Here is a 19,340-nt window from a genome sequence, read left to right as displayed (position 1 = left end):
GAGATCTGGCAACTTGTGATTTACTGGATAGGCAAGTTGCAGCTCCCGTGTCTCTATGCCTGCAGAATCTAAGTCCACTCCTGTCTTGCACACCACAGAGCACACGTTCAACGCCGGGGGGGAGTCCTTCCCCTACAGGGCGGTGGCTGGCTGGCAGACGCTCTTCCGCCGAGAAAAGCCGGTGGCCGAGATCTTTCACGTCGCTTATCTGAGGCAGGATTCTGACTCCCCGCACCGCCCGCTGACTTTTGTTTTCAACGGCGGGCCGGGGGCCGCCTCTGCCTATTTGCACATGGGATCCCTGGGGCCGAGACGGATTTGCTTTGGGCCCAACGGCAGCCTGCCGCCCTCGCCGGTGCAACTGGTGGATAACGCCGAAAGTTGGCTGCTGTTTTCTGATTTGGTCTTCGTCGATCCGGTGGGGACAGGCTTTAGCCGCGCCCTGCCCAAGGAGTCTCAAGACGCCAAAAGTTCTCAGGAAAAATCCGATCCGGCGGCCAAGCCCACTCAGCCGGAGGAGAAGGAGGAGGAGCCCCCCAAAGAAGCACCCTTCTGGGACGTGGAGCGGGATTTGCAATCTTTGGGCGAGTTTATCCAGGGCTTCCTCTCGCGGTATAAGCGCTGGCTCTCTCCCATTTTCATTGCCGGTGAGAGCTACGGGGGATTTCGGGTGGCGCGGCTGGCCAAGGAGCTGCAAGCCAAGTTTGGGGTGGGCCTGTCAGGAGCGATTCTCATCTCGCCGGCCATCGAGTTCGGGCTGCTGGAGACCACCGATTACAACCTCAGCACCTGGGCAACCCTGTTCCCCTCTTACGTGGCCACGGCAGCCTATCACGGGCGGTGTGGCTGGGGGGAGGATTTGCAGATCTTGCTGCCCAAAGCAGAAGGCTTTGCCCGCCAGCGGCTGTTGCCTCTTTTGGCCATGGGGGAGGCGATGCCAGAGGCAGAGCGGCAGGCCATCTACACAGAGATGGCGGCAGGGATCGGACTCTCACCTGAGTATGTGGCCCACAAAGGCGGTCGGATCGACCCGGCCAGCTTTGCCCGCGAGCTGTTGCGCTCCCAGCGGCTGGTGCTGGGGCTGTACGATGCTTCCGTCACCACGGTGGATCCCTTTCCGGATCGGCCTACCTTCGAGGGATCCGATCCCACCTTGGATGGGGTGGATCGCCTCTTTACCGCCGCCATCAACAGCCACCTGCGGGAGACCCTCCAGGTGGACACAGACTTGACCTACCACCTCCTGAACTTAGAGGTGTTCAAGTCCTGGCGGTTTACCCCCAAAGGGGAACTCAAGCAAGGGTTTATTGGCGCCATGGACGAGCTGCGCAGCAGCATGGCCCTCAATCCCCACCTGCGGGTGGGCATTCACCACGGCTTCTACGACCTGGTCACCCCTTACTTTGCCTCCGACCACCTGGTGGACTTGATGAAGCTGGATCCCCGCCTCAAGGCCAACCTTCTCTTGCGCCACTACCGCGGCGGCCACATGTTCTACACCTGGGATCCCTCGCGAGTGGAGTGGTTTGCCGAGATGCGCCAGTTCTACCGCCAGGCCGTTTCCGGCCTAGGGATCCCTTCGTGATGGGCAACCCCTACTCCCGCAGCCAACGGGTGGTGCCGTCTTTTTGGTCGATGAGGGTGATCCCCAGGGCCTTTAACTGCTCCCGGATTCGATCCGCCTCGGCAAAGTTTTTCGCCCTGCGGGCTGCCGTGCGTTGGGCCACCAGCTCCTCGATCTGCTTTTCTTCGAGGGGTGGAAGCTTGGCCAGTTCCCCATTGGCGACGGCTTTCTCAGATCCCTGGGCGGTGGCAGGCTGGGGCCAGCAGAAGCCCAGCGTGGCCAAGATCTCCAGCAGGGCGGCGCTCTTCTGCCTCAGCACCTGCGGCTGCAGGTGGGTGTGGCCCTGGTGGGTCAAGAGGTTGTGCTCACGGATCAGTTCTTTGGCCAGCTCAAAAGCAAGGGCCAGCGCCCCAGGGGTGCCAAAATCATCGTCCATGGCCGCCTGAAAGGCTTGCATCGCCTCGCAATCGGGAGATGCCGTCTGGCAAAACTGCTGGGCGCAGTGGATCCCTTTTTGGAGGGTTTCCCAGCCGTGGCTGGCCGCCTGCATCGCCGGCTCGGTGAGGTCAATCGGGCTGCGGTAATGGGTCTGGAGCAGGAACAGCCGCAGGGCCATGGGGTGATAGACGGCAAGCGCCTGGCGTAGGGTGGTGAAGTTGCCCAAAGATTTGGACATCTTCTGGCCGTTGATGTTGACAAAGCCGTTGTGCAGCCAGTACTTGGCCAGCGGCTTGCCGGTAATCGGCTCCGATTGGGCCAGCTCGTTCTCGTGGTGGGGAAAAATGAGATCCGCTCCGCCGGCGTGAATGTCGATGTGATCCCCCAGAGTCTCTCGCACCATAGCCGAGCATTCGATGTGCCAGCCCGGACGTCCCCAACCCCAAGGGGACTCAAACCCCGGCTCGGAAGGGGGAGCCGCCTTCCAAAGAGCAAAATCGAAGGGATCCTGTTTGCCAGCCCCTTCCTCCCCCACCCGGCCACTGGCCCCTGCCTCCAGCTCCTCTAGCTTGCGACCGGAGAGCTGGCCGTAGTCCGGGAATTTACGGACGGCGTAGTAGACATCGTAAGCAGGGATCTCCGCCTGACGGGCAAGGGGATCCCGTACCCGGTAGGCAAAGCCCTTGAGCTCCAGCGATTGGATCAGCTCGAACATCGCCCGCAGCGATCGGGTTGCCCTGGGGTAGAGATCGGCCCGCTTGATGTTGAGGCGATCCATATCCTGGAAATACTCGGCGATGAAGCGTTCCGCCACCGCCTGCATCGATTCGCCCCGCTCTAGGGCCCGCTTGAGGATCTTGTCGTCCACATCGGTAAAGTTCTGCACATACTTCACCCGGTAGCCCCGCCACTCCAGGTAACGACGCACCATGTCCCAGACCACATAGGTGCGCGCATGGCCGAGGTGGCAGAGATCGTAAACCGTGACGCCGCAGACGTACATCCGCACCAGGGGCTTCTCCCCAGCAGCCGCCTCGGCGGATCCCTGAGAAGGATCGGCAGAAATGAACCCAGATCCCCCTGCTGCCAGTGGCTGAAACACTTCCTTGCGGCGGGTTAATGTGTTGTAGACAACCAAGTCCATTGATATCCCCAGTTTGTAGTTTCAGCTACAGCAAGGTGGGCTCTATCTTTCAAAAAAGTAAGGTGGCACACTTTGCCCTGAATCGGATAAGGCTGGACAAAATCTCAACGGGCCAAGGGCTGAAATCATTGTGGGGTAAGCGTTTTAGCCGAAATTACCTGCAAAGGCTTGTCTAGATTTGTTAACTACGGTACCCTAACCTGAGTGCGAACCAACCTGTTCATGATCCAACTTCACTTCGGCTTGAGCCACCGCAGTGGGGTTGGATAACAAGGGGTCTGTGCCCCTCATTTTGACATCTTCTTCTCTTGCACTCTAGTGTCAGCCTGTTGGTGTGAGGATGCCCCCAAAATTGACGTTCTCAACTCCCCGCCAGGGAGAGCTGGAGCACAGGGGTGCTGCCGTGAGCCCCCTTTCTCCGCCCGAGATCCCAACGCTTCAGGATCCTTCTGCCTATGAAGGCTGGGACAGGGATCCTGCCGCCCCCTTGAGGCTCCGGTGGGCCGGTTTGGCCCTCTCTCTCAGCTTAACGGGCCTGGTGTGGCTTCTGAAGCTGGAGGCGGATCCCTGCACAGAAGCTTTGGCAGAGCAGATGGCGGATTTGCAGCCGGCCAGGCGCTCAACCGAGGCTGAGACAGCTCAGCCAGAGCCTGGGGATTCAGCGCCGGCGCGGCGGGGTTATCCGGCTTGGGCCACCAGCCTTCTGCTGATGCTGGGCTTGGCTGGGGTCGCTACCCTACAGCAGCGACAACTGCATCGCCACCCTTGGGGATCCCAGGTGGCGGAGCCGATTCCGCCCTCGGTGCACACGCTGTCCGGCGCCCTGCAGCAGAACTACGAGCAAAAAAAAGCCCAACTGCGGCAAGCCTTCGAGGCCGGCCAGATCCCAACCGGGGAAGGGCCTCGAGGCATTCTCAAGCATGAGGTGCAGCCGGGAGAAACCCTCTGGCATCTGACCCAGATGTACCAGCTCGACGCCGCCGCTATCGCCGTCTCCAATGGTATGCAGGCCAGCACGCCACTGCAGCCGGGGCAGAAGTTGCTGATCCCCAGCCAGCCGGGATTGATCTACACCGTCCAGCCAGGAGATACCCTGGAAGACATTGCCAACCGCTACCAAGTTCCGCAGCAGCGGATCATCGAGGCAACCCCCCTGGATCGGCCTGAATATCTGCGCATCGGCCAGCGGCTACTCATCCCCGGCGATGTGGGCGAGCTGATCCGGCGCGAGAAGGAGAGGATCGCCGCCCAGAAGGCCCGCGAAGCGGAAGAGCGCCGCCGCCAGGAAGAGGAAGCCCAACGCCAAGCCGAGGAGCAAGCTCGATTACAGGCCGAGCAGCAGCGCCGGGCCCAGCAGATGCAGCAAGAACGGCAGGCCCTCTTGGCCGGTGGCTCCCTGACCCACACGGTGGGAGCCGGTGACACCATCGAGCGGATCGCCGCTCGCTATGGGGTAACGCAGCGGTCGATTATCGAGGCCAACAACCTGCGCAATCCCCACTGGCTACGCATTGGCCAACGCCTGACGATTCCGGCACCGGGCACGCAGCCCCCCCGCCCGGCCCCCGCCCGACAAGCCCAGAGACAGACCCAAGCTCGGCCAGCGCCGCCAGCTCCTCCCCGGGCCCGCAGCAGTGGCTTCATCTGGCCGGTTGCCGGGCAAATCACCTCCGGCTTTGGCTACCGTCGCGGTCGCTTCCATGCGGGGGTCGATATTCCCGGCCCGGTGGGATCCCCCATTGTAGCCGTTCAGGAGGGGGAGGTCATTTTTGCCGGCAACGCCGGGGATGGCTACGGCAACCGCGTGGATATTCGCCATCCCAACGGGATCGTTACCCGCTACGCCCACGGCCACCAGATCTACGTATCCCAGGGCCAGTATGTGCAGCAGGGGCAGACGATCATGAGCCGGGGCAATACGGGCCGCAGCACAGGGCCGCACCTGCACTTTGAAGTCCGCCCCGGCGGGGGTGCACCTGTGGATCCCCGCCCCTATCTGCCCTGATCCTATCCCCAAAGAACCTGGGTCGAACAACCAGTTCGGGCATAAATTGCTAGCCTAAAAAAGCAAACTCCAGACCGTAGGAACACGCCGATGCAGTGGGTGAACGCGCTCTCCCAGCTCCCTTCTCTGGAAGCGGCTCTGCGGCAGGTGGTGGAGGAAGCCAAGGCTAAGCTGCAGGCAGCCCAACTGAAGAGCGCCCTGACGCGACAGGTGCAGGCGGTGGGATCCGGCAGCTTGCCGGGGCTGCTCACCGGGTATGTCCCCTCTCAGCCTCTGCGGCCCAACTTGGGGGTTTTGTTTGTGTCGGCGGCCTTTGCCAGCGAGTACATTCGCGTGCTGCCCCTGTTGTCGGAGCTGTTGGAGGTGGACGTTTTGATCGGCTGCTCCGGCGGCGGTATCGTGGGTGGGGGGCATGAAATTGAGGATGGGCCGGCCCTGTCCCTGTCTTTGGCGGTGCTGCCGGATGTAGCCTTGCGCCCTTTTTATTTGCAAGGGGAGCAATTGCCGGACTTGGATGCACCCCCTTCGGCGTGGATCGATCTGGTGGGAGTTGCGCCGCAGACCCAGCCGCACTTTTTGCTCTTGGCGGATGGGTTTTCCTCCCGCATCTCCGAGCTGCTGCAAGGGTTGGATTTTGCCTATCCAGGGGCGGTCAAGGTGGGGGGATTGGCCAGTGGCGGCCGCGGCCCGCGCGGCAATGCTCTGTTCTTGCTGGATGCGCGTACCCCCACACCCCGGCGGGAGCTGTATCGGGTAGGCACAGTGGGGTTGGCCCTTTCCGGCAACGTGGTGCTGGAAGCCGTAGTGGCCCAGGGGTGTCGCCCCATCGGGGATCCCTTGCGCGTCACCGAAGCGGAGGGGAATGTGATCCTCGGCTTAGAGGGGCGTCCTCCTTTGGCGGTCTTACAGGATTTGGCCGAACGGCTCAGCCCATCGGATCAACGCTTGGCCCGCCAAGCTCTCTTTATCGGCCTGCTGATGGACGAGTTCAAATCCGAGCCGACGCCGGGAGATTTTCTCATTCGCGTGATCCTGGGCATCGATCCACGGCTGGGGGCAATGGCCATCGGGGATCGGGTGCGCCCCGGCCAAACGGTGCAATTTCATCTGCGCGATGCCCAGACTTCGGCGGAAGATCTGCAGTGGGCCCTCAGCCGCTATCGTGCCGAGCGCAACCTACAGCAAAGCTACTCCTCAGAGGGCCCCTCGCAACCAAGGCCGGAGCCCTGTGGGGCGTTGATGTTCTCCTGTCTGGGACGAGGCAAGGGGCTGTACGGCACCCCCGACTTTGACTCGCAACGGTTTCGGGAATTGCTGGGGGAGCTACCCCTGGGGGGCTTCTTTTGCAACGGCGAGATCGGCCCAGTTGGGGGATCCACCTTTTTGCACGGCTACACCTCTTGCTTCGGGATCTTCCGGCCCGCCCACTAGACCCCCATCCCGGGAGCCGGTGAAATTGGATAGACTGAGGATCGCTTGTGAACGGCGTAACCGAAGGGTTTTTCATGCAGCTTCATCTCAGCGAGCCACCACTCACTCAAGGGGAATGTGCCCTGGTCTACTGCTTTGCGGCTTCTGGCGGAAATGGCCGCCTACCTCTGCCCCCTGAGATCGCCTCTTGGGATGAAAAGGTGTGGTCGGGTCTGGTGGCGGAAACAGTACAGGAGCAAGGGTTTCAGGGCAAGCCGAACAGCAGTGTTGCCCTGCGCCTGACCGGAGAGCTCCGCAAACTGGTGCTGGTGGGGCTGGGGGATCCCGCTGCCCTGACGCTAGAAGCCCTACGACGGGCCACAGCCAACGGCCTGCGCCAGGCTCATGGCTTAAAAGCCAAGCGGGTGATGCTGTCTTTGCCGGAGACGGGGTTGGATCGGGTACGTGTGGTTCAGGCGGTGGCCGAAGCCTGCCTATTGGTGGCGCACCGGGACAATCGATTTAAATCTTCAGCCAAACAGGAAGAGGAAAACAGCTTTTCTGTGCAGGAGGTAACCCTCTTGGTGCCGGGGTTGGCCCAGGCTCGCCCCGATTACGAAGCCGCGCTGCAGCGGGCTACTGAAATGGCTGCAGGGACGATCTTGGCTCGGGAATTGGTGGCTGCCCCCGCCAACATCGTTACTCCTCTGGCCCTGGCCGATACGGCCCGCCAACTGGCTCAGGAATACGGTCTAGAGGCGGAGATCTTGGGGCAGGAAGAATGTGAAGCTCTGGGGATGGGGGCCTTTCTGGGTGTGGCCAAAGCCTCTGATCTGCCGCCCCGGTTCATCCACCTCACCTACAAGCCGGCACAAGGGGATCCCGTCACCAAATTGGCACTGGTGGGCAAGGGTCTGACCTTCGATTCGGGTGGATTAAACATCAAAACCGACTCCCGCAGCATCGCCATGATGAAAACCGATATGGGGGGAGCAGCGGCGGTTTTGGGGGCTGCGCGGGCCTTGGCCGCCCTCAAGCCTCAAGCGGAGCTGCACTTCATTGTCGCCGCCACGGAAAACATGATCAGCGGCCATGCCATCCATCCGGGGGATATCCTCACCGCTTCCAACCAAAAGACCATCGAGGTTAACAACACCGACGCAGAAGGTCGCCTTACCCTGGCAGATGCACTGGTATTTGCAGAAAAGCTGGGCGTCGATGCCATTCTCGACCTGGCTACCCTGACCGGTGCCTGTGTGGTTGCCCTGGGGGAAGAAATTGCCGGATTGTTCACCCAAGATGAGACGCTGGCCCAGGAGCTGCAGCAAGCTGCCAACCTCTCAGGAGAAAAAATCTGGCGAATGCCGATGGAGGAGGGCTATTTCGAGGGCCTCAGCTCGATTGTGGCCGACATGAAAAACACCGGCCCCCGCTCAGGGGGATCCATCACCGCCGCCCTGTTCCTGAAGCAGTTTGTGGAGAAAACTCCTTGGGCCCACCTGGATATAGCAGGCCCCGTTTGGACAGAGAAGGATGCAGGCTACAACAACAAAGGGGCCACCGGCTATGGGGTGCGCACGCTGGTGGAGTGGGTCTTGGCGCGCAGCTCATAACTCCGCCTTGGGGCCCTGCAAAATCACCAAAATCTCCCGGTTTGCCCTGCGGAGTTTTTGGAATCTACGCTCTTGTCTGGATAGCGAGCGAGATGGGATCTCGCCGCGATGGCCGCCTGCTGGCTGCTTTAGCCGACGTGAGCGGTGGGGTTGACCAGGCCAATTACTTGGGTGTAGGCGCCGCGAGCCTGGGTCACCCCGATGGTGCGCTCGGCTTTTTCGAGCATGGGGCGGCGCAGGCTGACCACCAAAAATTGTGCCTGGCGGGATTGCTGCCAGATCATGTCGGCCAACTTTTCCACGTTGGCCCCATCCAAAAACATGTCCACTTCGTCAAAGGCATAAAAGCTGGAGGGGCGAAACCGTTGCAACGCAAAAATAAAGCTGAGGGCCGTCAAGGATTTTTCTCCGCCCGACATGGCGCTGAGACGACGCACCGGCTTGCCTTTGGGGCGGGCCACCAGGGTCAGACCCCCAGCCAAAGGATCCTCTGGGTTTTCCAATTCCAAGTAGCCCTCGCCCTCGGAAAGCTGGGCAAAGATGGTCTGGAAATGGCTGTTGATGGCATGGAAGGCATCCAAAAACGCTTGGCGGCGCAGAGTAGAAAAGTTCTCGATGCGCAGCAGCAATTCGGTGCGCTCTTGGTGCAGGGTTGCCAGTTTGGCGCTGAGATCCCCTAGGCGGGCTTGGGTCTGTTCGTATTCGGCGATGGCCAACATGTTCACCGGCTCCAGGGATCGCAATTGCTCTTCGATTTTGCGTTTTTGCTGCTGCAGCTCGTCTAGGGTCAGGTGGGGGGGCAAGGGGGGAAGGGGATGCGGCAGCGCTTGGGCCGCAGCTTGCAGTTGGGTTTGCAGTTGGGCCAGGATGGCCTCTTTTTCTTGCTGTTGGGTGAGGGCGTTGTAGCGTTCCCATTCCAGGCGTTGGAGCTGCTGCTGTTGGGCGCGCAGTTGAAATTCCTGCCGCTCTCGCTCTTGGCGCAGGTGGGCGAGGCGGGCTTCAATCTGGCCCATCTGTTGCCGTTGCTCGGCAATGTGCTGCTGGATTTGGGCGAGAGTGGCCTGGGCCTGGGCGATTTGCTCTTGAAGTTGGGCCTGACGCCGTTCGCCCTCTTGCAGGCGCTCCTGGTGGTGCTGGATCTGGGCCTGCTTCAGGTGTTGCTGGCTGAGGTTCTCCTGTTGCTGTCGCTCCAGGTGGGCCAGGTGGTGTTGCAGCTCCGCCAGGTGGCTCTCCTGCTGCTGCACTGTCTGCTGCAGTTGCTGCCAGTGCTGGTTGACCGGGGATCCCTCCAGTTGGCTGAGCTTGAGGGTGAGGTCGGCCAGGCGCTGTTGCAAGGGATCCCAGCGGAGTTGAATCTGGTGCAGCCGCTGCTGGATCTGGTGGCTTTCGCTTTGCCATTGCGTCAGGGATCCCTGTAGGTGTTGCAGGCGGGCCTGCTGGTTTTGGCAATCGGCCTGGTGTCGCTCCAGATATTGCCGGGCTTGCAGGGCATCCTGGCGGGCCAGGAGCAGGGTCTGGGCCAGTTGTTTTTCGCGGGCTTGGGCGGCTTTTAGGCGAGGGGTGAGGGCGGCCAGCAGCGCTTCCAGATCGGCCAGGCGGGCGCGCAGGGCTTCCCCTTCCGAGTGTTCGCCGGCAGAAAAATGGATCCCCTGTCGCTGCGGGCTGGTGCCGCCGCTGATGGCCCCTGAGGTTTCCAGCAGCTCCCCTTCCAGGGTGACCATGCGGTGCTGGCCGATGTAGGGCCGGGCCAACTCCAGGCTCTGGAAAACCAGGGTGGATCCGAGCACAAAGCCAAAAACATCTCGGTAGCGCTCTTCAAAGTGCACCAAACGAATGGCGTAGTCGATCAGACCGTTTAAGTTGAGGGGGGCGGGCGGGCGGGCGGGCGGCAGCTTGTTCAGAGGCAAAAAGGTGGCGCGCCCCAGTTTTTCCCGCTTTAAGAGGTTGATGGCGCTGACGGCGACGCTGTCATCTTCCACCACCACAAAGTGCAGTCGGTTGCCTGCCGCGATCTCCAGCGCCAGTTGATACTGGGGATCCACCTGCCCCAACTGGGCCACCAATCCCAAAACCCCCGGCAGGCGGGCGCTCAGGATGGCCTGGGTGGCGCGGGATCCCTGGGATTCTTGCAGCACTTGGCGGCGGGTCTCCCATTTGTCCAGTTGCCGCTGCTTGGCGTGGAACTCGGCGGCCAGCCGCTCGTGGGTGGCGCGATCCAGCTCCAGGTTGGATTGCAGTTGCGCCAGCTCTTGGGCCAGGGCCTGCACCTGGGCTTCCGACTGCCGGCAGGCCTGTTCCAGCTCGGCGGTGAGGGCCAGGTGGGATCCCAGCCACGTCTCGATCTGGGCGATCTCCGCCTGGGTCTCCTGGCTTTGCCGTTCCAGTTGCCGTTGTCGCTCTTGCAGGCGAATTTGCTCCTGCTGCAGAGGCTCCTGTTCGGCGCGGATCTCTTCGAGGTGGCGGGTGAGGTAGCGCTGCTGCTTGACCCAGGCCTCGGCAGATTGGGCCAGGGCCCGCAGTTGTTCGCGGCTTTGCTCCAGGCTGATTCGGGCTTTCTGCACCTGGGCTTGCAGGGATCCCTGGGCTTGGGCCAGTTGCTCCTGTTGGCTTTGCAGGTGTTCCAGCTCTGTCTGCAGGTGCTGCTGTTGGGTTTGGCGCTCCTGCTGCAGGCGCTGCGCTTGCTCGATTTCCTGCTGCCAGGCTGCGATCTGTTGGCTGAGCTGTTGCCGTTGCACTTCGGTGGCAGCGATCTGGGCCTGCAGGTGCAGGTATTCTTCCTCCCCCAGGGCGTGGATGCGGCTTTGCAGCTCGCTCAGGGCGGCTTCGGCCTGCTGCAACTGCTCGCTCAAGGTCTGCACCTGAGCAGTGGCTTGCTCCTGAGCTGCCAAAAGCTGACGAATGGCTGCCTGGGTTGCTTCCACTTGGGCTTGCAAATGCCGCCAGAGCAACACCTGTTGCTGCTGCTCCAGCGTTTGCCACTGCAGCCGCAGTTGCTGGTACTGCTGCGCCTTTTCGCTCTCCTTGAGCAGCCGCTCTCTTTGGGCTTGCCATTCCTGCTCGATGAGCCGGAAGCGCTCAATTTGTTCTCGCACCCCCTCCAGCTTGGCGTTGGCCTGGGCGATCTTGCGGTCGAAGGTGGCCACCCCCGCCAATTCGTCGAGGATCTGCCGCCGCTCCTTGGAGTTCATGGAGATGATGCTGGTAACATCCCCCTGCAAGACAACGTTGTAGCCGTTGGGGTAGATGTGCATCGCCTCCAGTTGCTCGTGCAGCTCGCTCAGGGTGCAGGGCACATCGTTGATGTAGAAGGTGCTGGTGTAGGGCAGGGAGTCGGGATCCTCCCCCTTGCCGGGGCTGACCCGCAGCCGACGGCTGACTTTCCATTCTCTGGGCTGGCCATCTTCTCCCGGCCCCAGATCGAAGGTGACGGAAACGTGGGTCTCCACCCGCCGGTTGCTGTTGAGGCTGCCGGAATGCACCAGATCCGAAAGCCTCTCTGCCCGCATCCCCCGTGAGGAAGACAGCCCCAGCGCAAATAGGATCCCATCCAGGATGTTAGACTTGCCGGAGCCGTTGGGGCCGGAGATGACCGTAAAACCCGGCAACAGGGGCAGCGAGGTCGTGCTGCCAAACGACTTAAATCGGGTCAGCTCGATCCGCTTGATGTACATCCCACCCCATATCTGGTGCAACCAGCAGCAGATGATGGCACCAGGCTAGCACGGGTAGTGCAGCCTGCCCAGCCTCTAAGAAGGCCCAGGATCTGGGCTTGGATCGACGAGCAGATCGGCCTTTTGCAAAAGACGATGCACCTCTGCCTGTAGCTCTGGCCACTTGTAGGTGAGCAGGTTGGGCTTGGGGATGAGCAGCAACTGGTAGCCAGGCTTTAGGTTTGGACAGAGAGGCCGTATGGCCTCCCGCAGGCGACGCCGCAGCCGGTTCCGCCGTACCGCCGATTTGCTCACTTTTTTGCTAACTGCCAACCCCACCTGGCTGGGGATCCCTTCACACCCTGGGGGCATCGGCTGAAACAGAAGGGTCAAGCCCGCACCGGAACGACGCTGCCCCGCTTGGTAAAGCGCCTGGAAAGCTCGCCGATCCCGCAAGCGATAAGGAGCAGGCAGCATGGTGGCGGATCCCACCCTGAACTAAACAAAGGGCCCTGCCCTTAAAGCCGGATCGCGCCTCAAGAAACAGCCAGGCGATAACGCCCCTTGGCCCGCCGCCGCCGCAAGACCTGCCGCCCGGTTGCTGTGCGCATTCTGGCCCGAAACCCAGAGACGCGAATGCGTCTGCGATTGGTGCCGCGAAGGGTACGCTGAGTCATGGTGAGAAGCCAACCTATGAAGCCAACATCACTTGCCAGAGCCGACCAGAGCGAAATTCAGCCTGGGGCGAATAATTATAGCAGACTCAACGGAAAATAGCTAGATTGGCCAGCCCACGCCGAGCAGCTAAATTGGGAATCCTAAAGCCACTGTCGAGGGAGCAGAGGCTGCTGTTCCTCTTGGGCTTTTGCTGTGTCGCTCTGGGTGTGTGGTGTGGATATCTCCCTGGATCAGCTCTGGAATGAAGCTCTGGGGCATCTACAGGTACAGCTCAGCCGTCCAACTTTTGAGGCTTGGATCAAGACGGCGCGGCCTGAGTCGTTGGTGGACAACCGCCTCACCATCTCGACTCCCAGCGAATGGGCGCGGGGTTGGCTGCAAAAGCACTACGCCTCCACCATCACCGAGGTGGTGCAGCGGGTGGCCGGGATCCCTTTACAGGTGGAGTTTTCGGTTTCCCCCCACGCTTTGGTTGAGGAAGAACCCCCTGCAAAAGCCATTTCCCCAACATTGCCCAGAGCCGGCAGCTTACCTGCCTCCCCCACTCTAGGGCTGGAAGTCGGCGGCAGCCTGCCGATGCGAGCGCCGGATCTCAACCCCAAGTATTCCTTCTCACGGTTTGTGGTTGGCCCCAACAACCGCATGGCCCATGCTGCAGCTCTGGCCGTAGCCGACAAGCCTGGGCGCGCCTACAACCCGCTGTTTCTCTGCGGCGGAGTAGGGCTGGGCAAAACCCACCTCATGCAGGCCATCGGCCACTACCAACTGGAGGCGAATCCGCAGGCGAAGGTCTTTTACGTGTCCACCGAGCGCTTTACCAACGATTTAATCGATGCCATCCGGCGAGACAGCATGCAGTCTTTCCGGGAGCACTATCGAGATGTGGATATTTTATTGGTGGACGACATTCAATTTATCGAAGGCAAAGAGTACACCCAAGAGGAGTTTTTCCACACCTTTAATACGCTGCACGAATCGGGTAAACAGATCGTGCTGGCTGCCGACCGCTCCCCTCACCTGATCCCTCGTCTGCAGGAGCGGCTCTGTTCTCGGTTTTCGATGGGCTTGATTGCAGAAATTCAATCGCCGGATATCGAGACCCGCATGGCCATCCTTAAGAAAAAAGCCGAGTACGAGGGGATGAATCTACCACCTGAGGTGATCGAATACATTGCCACCACCTACACCAGCAACATTCGCGAGCTGGAAGGCGCCCTCATCCGCGCCGTCGCCTACGTCTCCATTTCTGGCCTGCCGATGAGCGTGGAGACCATTCAACCCATCCTCAATCCACCCAGCGAGCCGAAAGAGATCACCGCCGATATGATTATCGAAGTCATCTGTGAAGAATTCGGTGTTGACCGGGAGAGCTTATTGGGATCCTCCCGCAAGCGCGACATCAGCCAAGCGCGGCAAATTGCTATGTTCCTGATGCGCCACTACACCCATCTCAGCTTGCCCAAAATTGGCGATTATTTTGGCGGGAAAGACCACACCACCGTTCTCTATAGCTGTGAAAAAGTTCGCCAGTTGCAGCGAGAGAATCTACAATTTGAGCGGCAACTGCAAAAGTTAGCCGAGCGCCTGCGGGTTGTTGCCCACAGCCGAAAGAGCTAGGTTTTCCGTTGTCATTGAGCCGCCCCCGGTTCTCCGCTGTCCCGTTTTCTGTGGAGGATCCCTCTCGAAGCAGCTAGAGTTAAAAACGGGATAGGCGAGGGTTGCAGTTGGTGGAGCGATCTGGCAAAGGGCTTTGCTTGGGTCTGTTGCTCCTCGGGGCCGAGCTGACGCCAGGGTGGCCAGTTTGGGCCAATTCGACGCAAGCAAGTCTTCCAGATCCTGTGCCGGCCCCGCTCTCAGCCGCTTTGGATTTGGGGCTGGAGGGCCAAGTTCTGGAAAATAGCCCGGTGCTGCGCCGCTGGCTGCAAAATCCACCCAATCTCCTGGAAGAAATCCGCAATACCCCCGTCCTGCCCACCCGCCTGCAGGCCGGTTTCGAGTCCTCCTCTCACTGGCGAATCAGCCTGCAGGACTTGCGCCTGGCCGATCGCCTCACCCTCAGCGGTGACTATCGACAATCTTCCGAACATCCAGAAGTGCGCCAGTACGGGTCGGAGATACGCTACTTTCTGGCCCCTATGGGATCCCCTTTCAATCTGGCACCACAACTGGGGTATCGAGCTTTGGAACAGAAAAACCACAGCCTCAGCGGAGTTAGCTATGGGGCTTTTGCCGTTTTGGCCCTGGCGCCCGAAGCAGCAGATTTGACCGGCAGCTACAGTTGGGTTGCCCCCCAGGAAAAAGGACAAGCCACCCTGGCGGAGATCACCGCTGCCTACGCCATCAGCCCTTCCTTTCGCCTTTCTGCTCGCTATAGCTTGCGCAACTCGACCTTGGCACAGGAATCCAGCTTTGGCTTTGGCCTGGAGTGGATCCCTTAGGTCGCAAGACCCGCTTTGGGCCCTCGGCGTCCTCCCCCCCAGTCCCAAGCATTGGAAGAGGGATTGGGGCCAAGGAACAGGCAGCGCAGAGCACGAGAAACGTCCTGAGCAGCTTCAAATAAAAACACCGCCTGGAGTCAGGATCCCTGACAGTGTTGACAAGGATCGGCAGCGATCAGCAACAAGCAAGCATTGGAAAAGGTTTAAAACCTGGAGCCCTATCTGGGATCGCGGGAACCTCCCGCCCAGGGTGGTGGGCCGCTTGCCGGACGAATCTCGATGACCTCACCGTTCTCGCGGGTGATCCGGTAAGCGTCGAAGTCTTCATCGTCGTACTTCCCCAGCACCGTAACCCGCTCGCCGGGCACCAGTTGGATCTGGCGGTACCAGCTTGGGCCGGCGTCAACAAGCAGTTGGCCCGTTCCATCGTCCAAAATAAACTTGTTGCCGAAAACGCTCGTGATCCGACCGGCAACCAAAACCCCGGTATAACGCTGGAGCTCACGAATAGGAACCTGAGCTTGCACAGGAGAACCCCCACCGCTAGTGCTAGAAAAGTCAGAGCAATATATCCAGGCGCAACCCTCATACAAAGAACCCCGACATTGTTAAAAACTGCCTCGGGTCTAACAATCCAAGAAGAACACGTCAACAAGCTTAAACGCAAATCAAAGATACCTTAACCCTAAATCGCGTCTTTGCTTCCCTAGGGCTCTCTTAACATTTTCGGGGATTTTGCAAGAGCTAAACTTCCTGTCCCAAACTTTTTTGCAAGCACGCTCCTACGGCGTTTAGTCAGCGGCTCCCCTCTCCGGTTCGGGAAGAGCTTTTCTGTCAATGCGGCGCATCGTCAGGGTGGCAATTTCTCTTCCTAAAGTCTCAGCTTTTTCTTCTATGTAGGATGTAAACAACGTGATCTCACCCGCCGTTCTAGTTTGAAGTTTGAGCTCGTAGAGCTTATCCCCATCACTATCGACTTTTTCTATGAGGCTAATACTTTTGACATCCTCGAAGTCAACAAAAGTTTTTCTATTAGACAGCAAATTAATCTGGGTAACTATAACTTTTCTAAGCTGACCATTAATATCAACAGACTCATAGTTTATTATTAAAAATAACATAAAAAGAGGAATTAGACTAATGGATGAAAAGATAATGGCTGCAGAGAATGCATCCATAGATTTTGACGGAAGATCATGGTGGACAACGTTTAAACTTCCCTGGCCTTCGCCTAAGAACTGATTGATTTGCTCACTGGCCCATTGGGCGCGATTATTGCTATCGACCTCCACTCTATCCAAAATCCTTCCACTTGTGAACAGAATTAGGTAGTAGCTATAAGTATAAGACTTATCTCCCTCATCATCTATAAACTCTTCAACTTCGGTTTGATGTTCAGCTCCTGTAATTTCCGAGTAGATTTTGTTAGAAGGAGGAAAAATCCTAAGCTTGGGGATGGTTGTAAATTGACAATCCGCCATCCTAACTCCCCTCTTTACACAAGATATCTCTAGGCTATCTACACTAGCAGCCTGAAGAGTGGCAAATGAGAGGAAAGCAGATGCAACAAATATAAGTATAAAAAGCGAAAACCAGTCATTCTGCGAGCGTAATATTAGCCGATCCCTCTTTCTAACAATAGTGCTGGCCATCTTGGGCTACCCTAAACTTACTTATAAACTAGCTCAGTTTTTTCTATTAGTGGTTAAGGACAGTTTAATCTCCGAATTAAGTAATGTTAAAGGCCTCAGCAGGTACCGGCAAAACGACCATCGAGTGGAGAAGACGAGATGAAAAGATGAAAAAACGAAGCGGGAACCGCCCAGGGCCCGTGGACGCGGATCCCAAGACTGCCTAAGATGAGTGAGGCATGTAAAGAAAACGCCACATTTCCCCCGTCGGCCCCCAGAACCGAGGAACCCCATGCTGCGACTGGAACACATCAGCAAGATCTACCCCACCGGCGAGGTGCTCAAGGACGTGACCTGGGAGGTCAAGCCCGGGGATCGCATCGGCTTGGTGGGCGTGAATGGGGCTGGCAAAACCACCCAGCTCAAGATCATTTGTGGGCAAGAAGACCCGACCAGCGGCGAGGTGATCCGCCCTGCCAACCTGCGCATCGTCTATCTCAGCCAGGAGTTTGAGGTGGATCCCGCCCGAACGGTGCGAGAGGAGCTGTGGACGGTCTTTCGGGAAGAAAGCCGCATCCAGTCGGAGATGGCCCAGGTCACCGGGCAGATGGAACAGGCGGATCCCGACACCTTAGAGTCCCTTCTGCGCCGTCTGGATCGCCTGCAGCGGCAATTTGAGAGCCTACACGGCTATGAACTGGCGGCCCGCATCGACAAAATCTTGCCGGAAATGGGATTTGAGCCGCAGGATGGGGATCGCCTGGTGAGCGCCTTCAGCGGCGGCTGGCAGATGCGCATCGCCTTGGGCAAGATTCTGCTACAGGAGCCGGATTTGCTGTTGCTGGACGAGCCCACCAACCACCTGGATTTGGAGACCATCGAGTGGCTGGAAAACTACCTCAAGAGCTTGACGATCCCTATGGTGATCGTCTCCCACGACCGCGAGTTTTTGGATCGACTTTGTACCCAAATTGTGGAGACAGAGCGAGGTGTTTCCAGAACCTACCTAGGCAATTATTCTCAATATCTGGCACAAAAAGCTGAGCAACGAGAAGCGCAACAGTCGGCTTACGAGCGACAACAAAAAGAGATCGAAAAGCAACAGGCCTTCATCGATCGCTTTCGGGCCAGCGCCACCCGCAGCACCCAGGCCAAGAGCCGCGAAAAACAACTAGAAAAAATCGCGCGCGTGGAAGCGCCGGTTGGCGATGTGCGCACCCTTAGGTTTCGCTTCCCTCCTGCCCCCCGCAGTGGCCGCGAGGTGGTGAAGATCGAAAACCTAACCCACATTTATGGCGACAAAATTCTATTTTTGGGCGCAGAACTGCTGATCGAACGCGGGGATCGCGTCGCCTTTTTAGGACCCAATGGGGCGGGAAAATCGACGCTGCTCCGCCTTATCACCGGCCTGGAGCAGCCGACCGAGGGATCCGCAAAATTGGGGCCCCACAATGTTATTCCTGCCTACTTTGAGCAAAATCAGGCAGAGGCTTTGGATCTGAACAAAACCGTGATCGATACAATTCATGACGAAGTCCCCGACTGGAACAATGAGGAAGTGCGCACGCTGCTGGGGCGCTTTCTCTTCAGCGGCGACGCTGTTTTTAAGAAAGTAGCAGCTTTGAGTGGGGGAGAAAAAGCCCGCTTGGCCCTGGCAAAAATGCTGCTGCAACCGGCCAATGTGTTGATCCTGGATGAGCCCACCAACCACCTGGATATTCCAGCCAAGGAGATGTTGGAAGAGGCTCTACAGCATTACGACGGCACGGCAATTCTGGTCTCTCACGATCGCTACTTTATCTCAAAAGTGGCCAATAAAATTGTCGAGATCCGCAACGGCGAGTTGGTAGCCTACCAGGGCGATTACCACTACTACTTGGAGAAGATTGCCGAAGAGAAAGAGAGAGCTCGACAAGAGCGGATTGCTGCTGAAAAAGCAGCCAAAGCTGCTGAAAAACGAGCCAAAGAGCGAGAAAAACAAAAAGCCAAAAAAGCAGCTGGCAAAGCTTAAGGAGGGCAGAGTCATGTTCACAGGTTTGGTGCGCAGTCTCGGCACAGCCCAGTTGATCAGTTCTTCACAGCTACGGGTTACCTGCCCAGAGCTACAGCCGCAGTTGGCCTACGGCGATAGCGTGGCGGTGGACGGCCTCTGCCTGACGGTGGTGGAGATTCTGCCCGATGGCTTTTTGGCCGATGTCTCGCCGGAAACGCTGCGCCGCTCGGTTTGGGGCCAGGGATCCCGCCCGCGCACGGTTAACCTCGAACCTTCCCTGCGCGTGGGAGACAAGCTGGGGGGACATTTCGTCAGCGGCCATATCGATGGAGTGGGACAACTGTGGGATCAGGTCGCCAGTGGCAACGCCTGGGAGCTGAGCTTCAAAGTTCCTGCGGAGATTGGGCGCTACATCGTGCCCAAAGGCAGCGTGGCGGTGAACGGCGTGAGCCTGACCATTGCCGAGGCGCGCCAGGGGGGCTGCTGGTTTAAGGTGGCGGTGATCCCGCAGACCTACCGCGAGACCAACCTCTCCCTGCTGCAGGTGGGGGATCCGGTGAACGTGGAGGCGGACATGCTGGGCAAGTATGTGGAAAAATTGTTGGGCCTGGCTCCGCCGGAGAGCGGCATTTCTCTGGAGTTTCTGGCCGAGCACGGCTACGTTTAACGTAAGGTGCGGAATTCCCCACCGTCTATACGGTGGGGATGGATAGCACCCTCTGACTGATTCTGGATGTATTGCTTCACAATTTCTAGGGAGCAAATCATGCCAAAGC

At 59.0% G+C, this 19,340-nt stretch carries 14 protein-coding genes; 8 read left to right on the top strand and 6 right to left on the bottom strand.

Annotated features, from left to right (window positions below):
- Window positions 1-55: 55 nt before the first annotated feature.
- Complete coding sequence (locus NW862_RS05170) at window positions 56-1,585, top strand: S10 family peptidase (protein WP_414334708.1); 1,530 nt, start codon at window positions 56-58, stop codon at window positions 1,583-1,585.
- 10 nt (window positions 1,586-1,595) lie between these two features.
- Here the strand turns inward: NW862_RS05170 and cysS are convergent, their stop codons facing one another.
- The gene (cysS, locus tag NW862_RS05165; RefSeq protein WP_414426982.1) at window positions 1,596-3,146 is read right to left on the bottom strand and encodes a cysteine--tRNA ligase; all 1,551 of its coding nucleotides are present in this window, start codon (window positions 3,144-3,146) and stop codon (window positions 1,596-1,598) included.
- Window positions 3,147-3,549: 403 nt separating this feature from the next.
- Here cysS and NW862_RS05160 point away from each other — a divergent pair, with 403 nt between their 5' ends.
- The 3 genes from NW862_RS05160 (at window position 3,550) to NW862_RS05150 (ending at window position 8,174) form a co-directional block, all read left to right on the top strand.
- The gene (locus tag NW862_RS05160) at window positions 3,550-5,151 is read left to right on the top strand and encodes a LysM peptidoglycan-binding domain-containing protein (protein ID WP_414426981.1); all 1,602 of its coding nucleotides are present in this window, start codon (window positions 3,550-3,552) and stop codon (window positions 5,149-5,151) included.
- Between the two features lie 90 nt (window positions 5,152-5,241).
- A complete protein-coding gene (locus NW862_RS05155; RefSeq protein WP_414334705.1) occupies window positions 5,242-6,582 on the top strand; it encodes an FIST N-terminal domain-containing protein in 1,341 nt (446 codons plus the stop codon).
- A gap of 74 nt (window positions 6,583-6,656) precedes the next feature.
- Window positions 6,657-8,174, top strand: a complete 1,518-nt coding sequence (locus NW862_RS05150) for a leucyl aminopeptidase (protein WP_414334711.1) — start codon at window positions 6,657-6,659, stop codon at window positions 8,172-8,174.
- A gap of 128 nt (window positions 8,175-8,302) precedes the next feature.
- Here NW862_RS05150 and smc read toward each other — a convergent pair whose 3' ends face one another.
- The 3 genes from smc to rpmH form a co-directional block, all read right to left on the bottom strand.
- Complete coding sequence (gene smc / locus NW862_RS05145; RefSeq protein WP_414334704.1) at window positions 8,303-11,845, bottom strand: chromosome segregation protein SMC; 3,543 nt, start codon at window positions 11,843-11,845, stop codon at window positions 8,303-8,305.
- Between the two features lie 75 nt (window positions 11,846-11,920).
- Window positions 11,921-12,301, bottom strand: coding sequence for a ribonuclease P protein component (gene rnpA / locus NW862_RS05140; protein ID WP_414334703.1), 381 nt, complete (start codon window positions 12,299-12,301; stop codon window positions 11,921-11,923).
- A 59-nt stretch (window positions 12,302-12,360) separates the two neighbouring features.
- Window positions 12,361-12,501 carry a 50S ribosomal protein L34 gene (gene rpmH, locus NW862_RS05135; RefSeq protein WP_011434477.1) on the bottom strand — a complete coding sequence of 47 codons (141 nt, stop codon included), beginning with the start codon at window positions 12,499-12,501 and terminating at the stop codon, window positions 12,361-12,363.
- A 214-nt stretch (window positions 12,502-12,715) separates the two neighbouring features.
- Here rpmH and dnaA point away from each other — a divergent pair, with 214 nt between their 5' ends.
- Together dnaA and NW862_RS05125 are read left to right on the top strand one after the other, a co-directional pair.
- Entirely contained in the window at window positions 12,716-14,119 is a 1,404-nt protein-coding gene (gene dnaA, locus NW862_RS05130) for a chromosomal replication initiator protein DnaA (protein WP_414426980.1), read from the top strand.
- Window positions 14,120-14,340: 221 nt separating this feature from the next.
- On the top strand, window positions 14,341-14,940 hold the full coding sequence (locus tag NW862_RS05125; protein ID WP_414426979.1) for a hypothetical protein: 600 nt from the start codon (window positions 14,341-14,343) through the stop codon (window positions 14,938-14,940).
- Window positions 14,941-15,158: 218 nt separating this feature from the next.
- Here the strand turns inward: NW862_RS05125 and NW862_RS05120 are convergent, their stop codons facing one another.
- On the bottom strand, window positions 15,159-15,467 hold the full coding sequence (locus NW862_RS05120; protein ID WP_414334700.1) for an OB-fold nucleic acid binding domain-containing protein: 309 nt from the start codon (window positions 15,465-15,467) through the stop codon (window positions 15,159-15,161).
- A 264-nt stretch (window positions 15,468-15,731) separates the two neighbouring features.
- Complete coding sequence (locus tag NW862_RS05115) at window positions 15,732-16,421, bottom strand: hypothetical protein (protein ID WP_414426978.1); 690 nt, start codon at window positions 16,419-16,421, stop codon at window positions 15,732-15,734.
- Window positions 16,422-16,863: 442 nt separating this feature from the next.
- Between NW862_RS05115 and NW862_RS05110 the strand changes: the two genes are divergently transcribed.
- Complete coding sequence (locus NW862_RS05110; RefSeq protein ID WP_414337322.1) at window positions 16,864-18,582, top strand: ABC-F family ATP-binding cassette domain-containing protein; 1,719 nt, start codon at window positions 16,864-16,866, stop codon at window positions 18,580-18,582.
- A gap of 13 nt (window positions 18,583-18,595) precedes the next feature.
- Window positions 18,596-19,231, top strand: coding sequence for a riboflavin synthase (locus NW862_RS05105; RefSeq protein WP_414337323.1), 636 nt, complete (start codon window positions 18,596-18,598; stop codon window positions 19,229-19,231).
- Window positions 19,232-19,340 lie beyond the last annotated feature (109 nt).

Source organism: Synechococcus sp. H55.8 (assembly GCF_047462375.1).
GTDB lineage: Bacteria > Cyanobacteriota > Cyanobacteriia > Thermostichales > Thermostichaceae > Thermostichus.
This window is presented reverse-complemented; position numbering and strand designations above follow the sequence as displayed.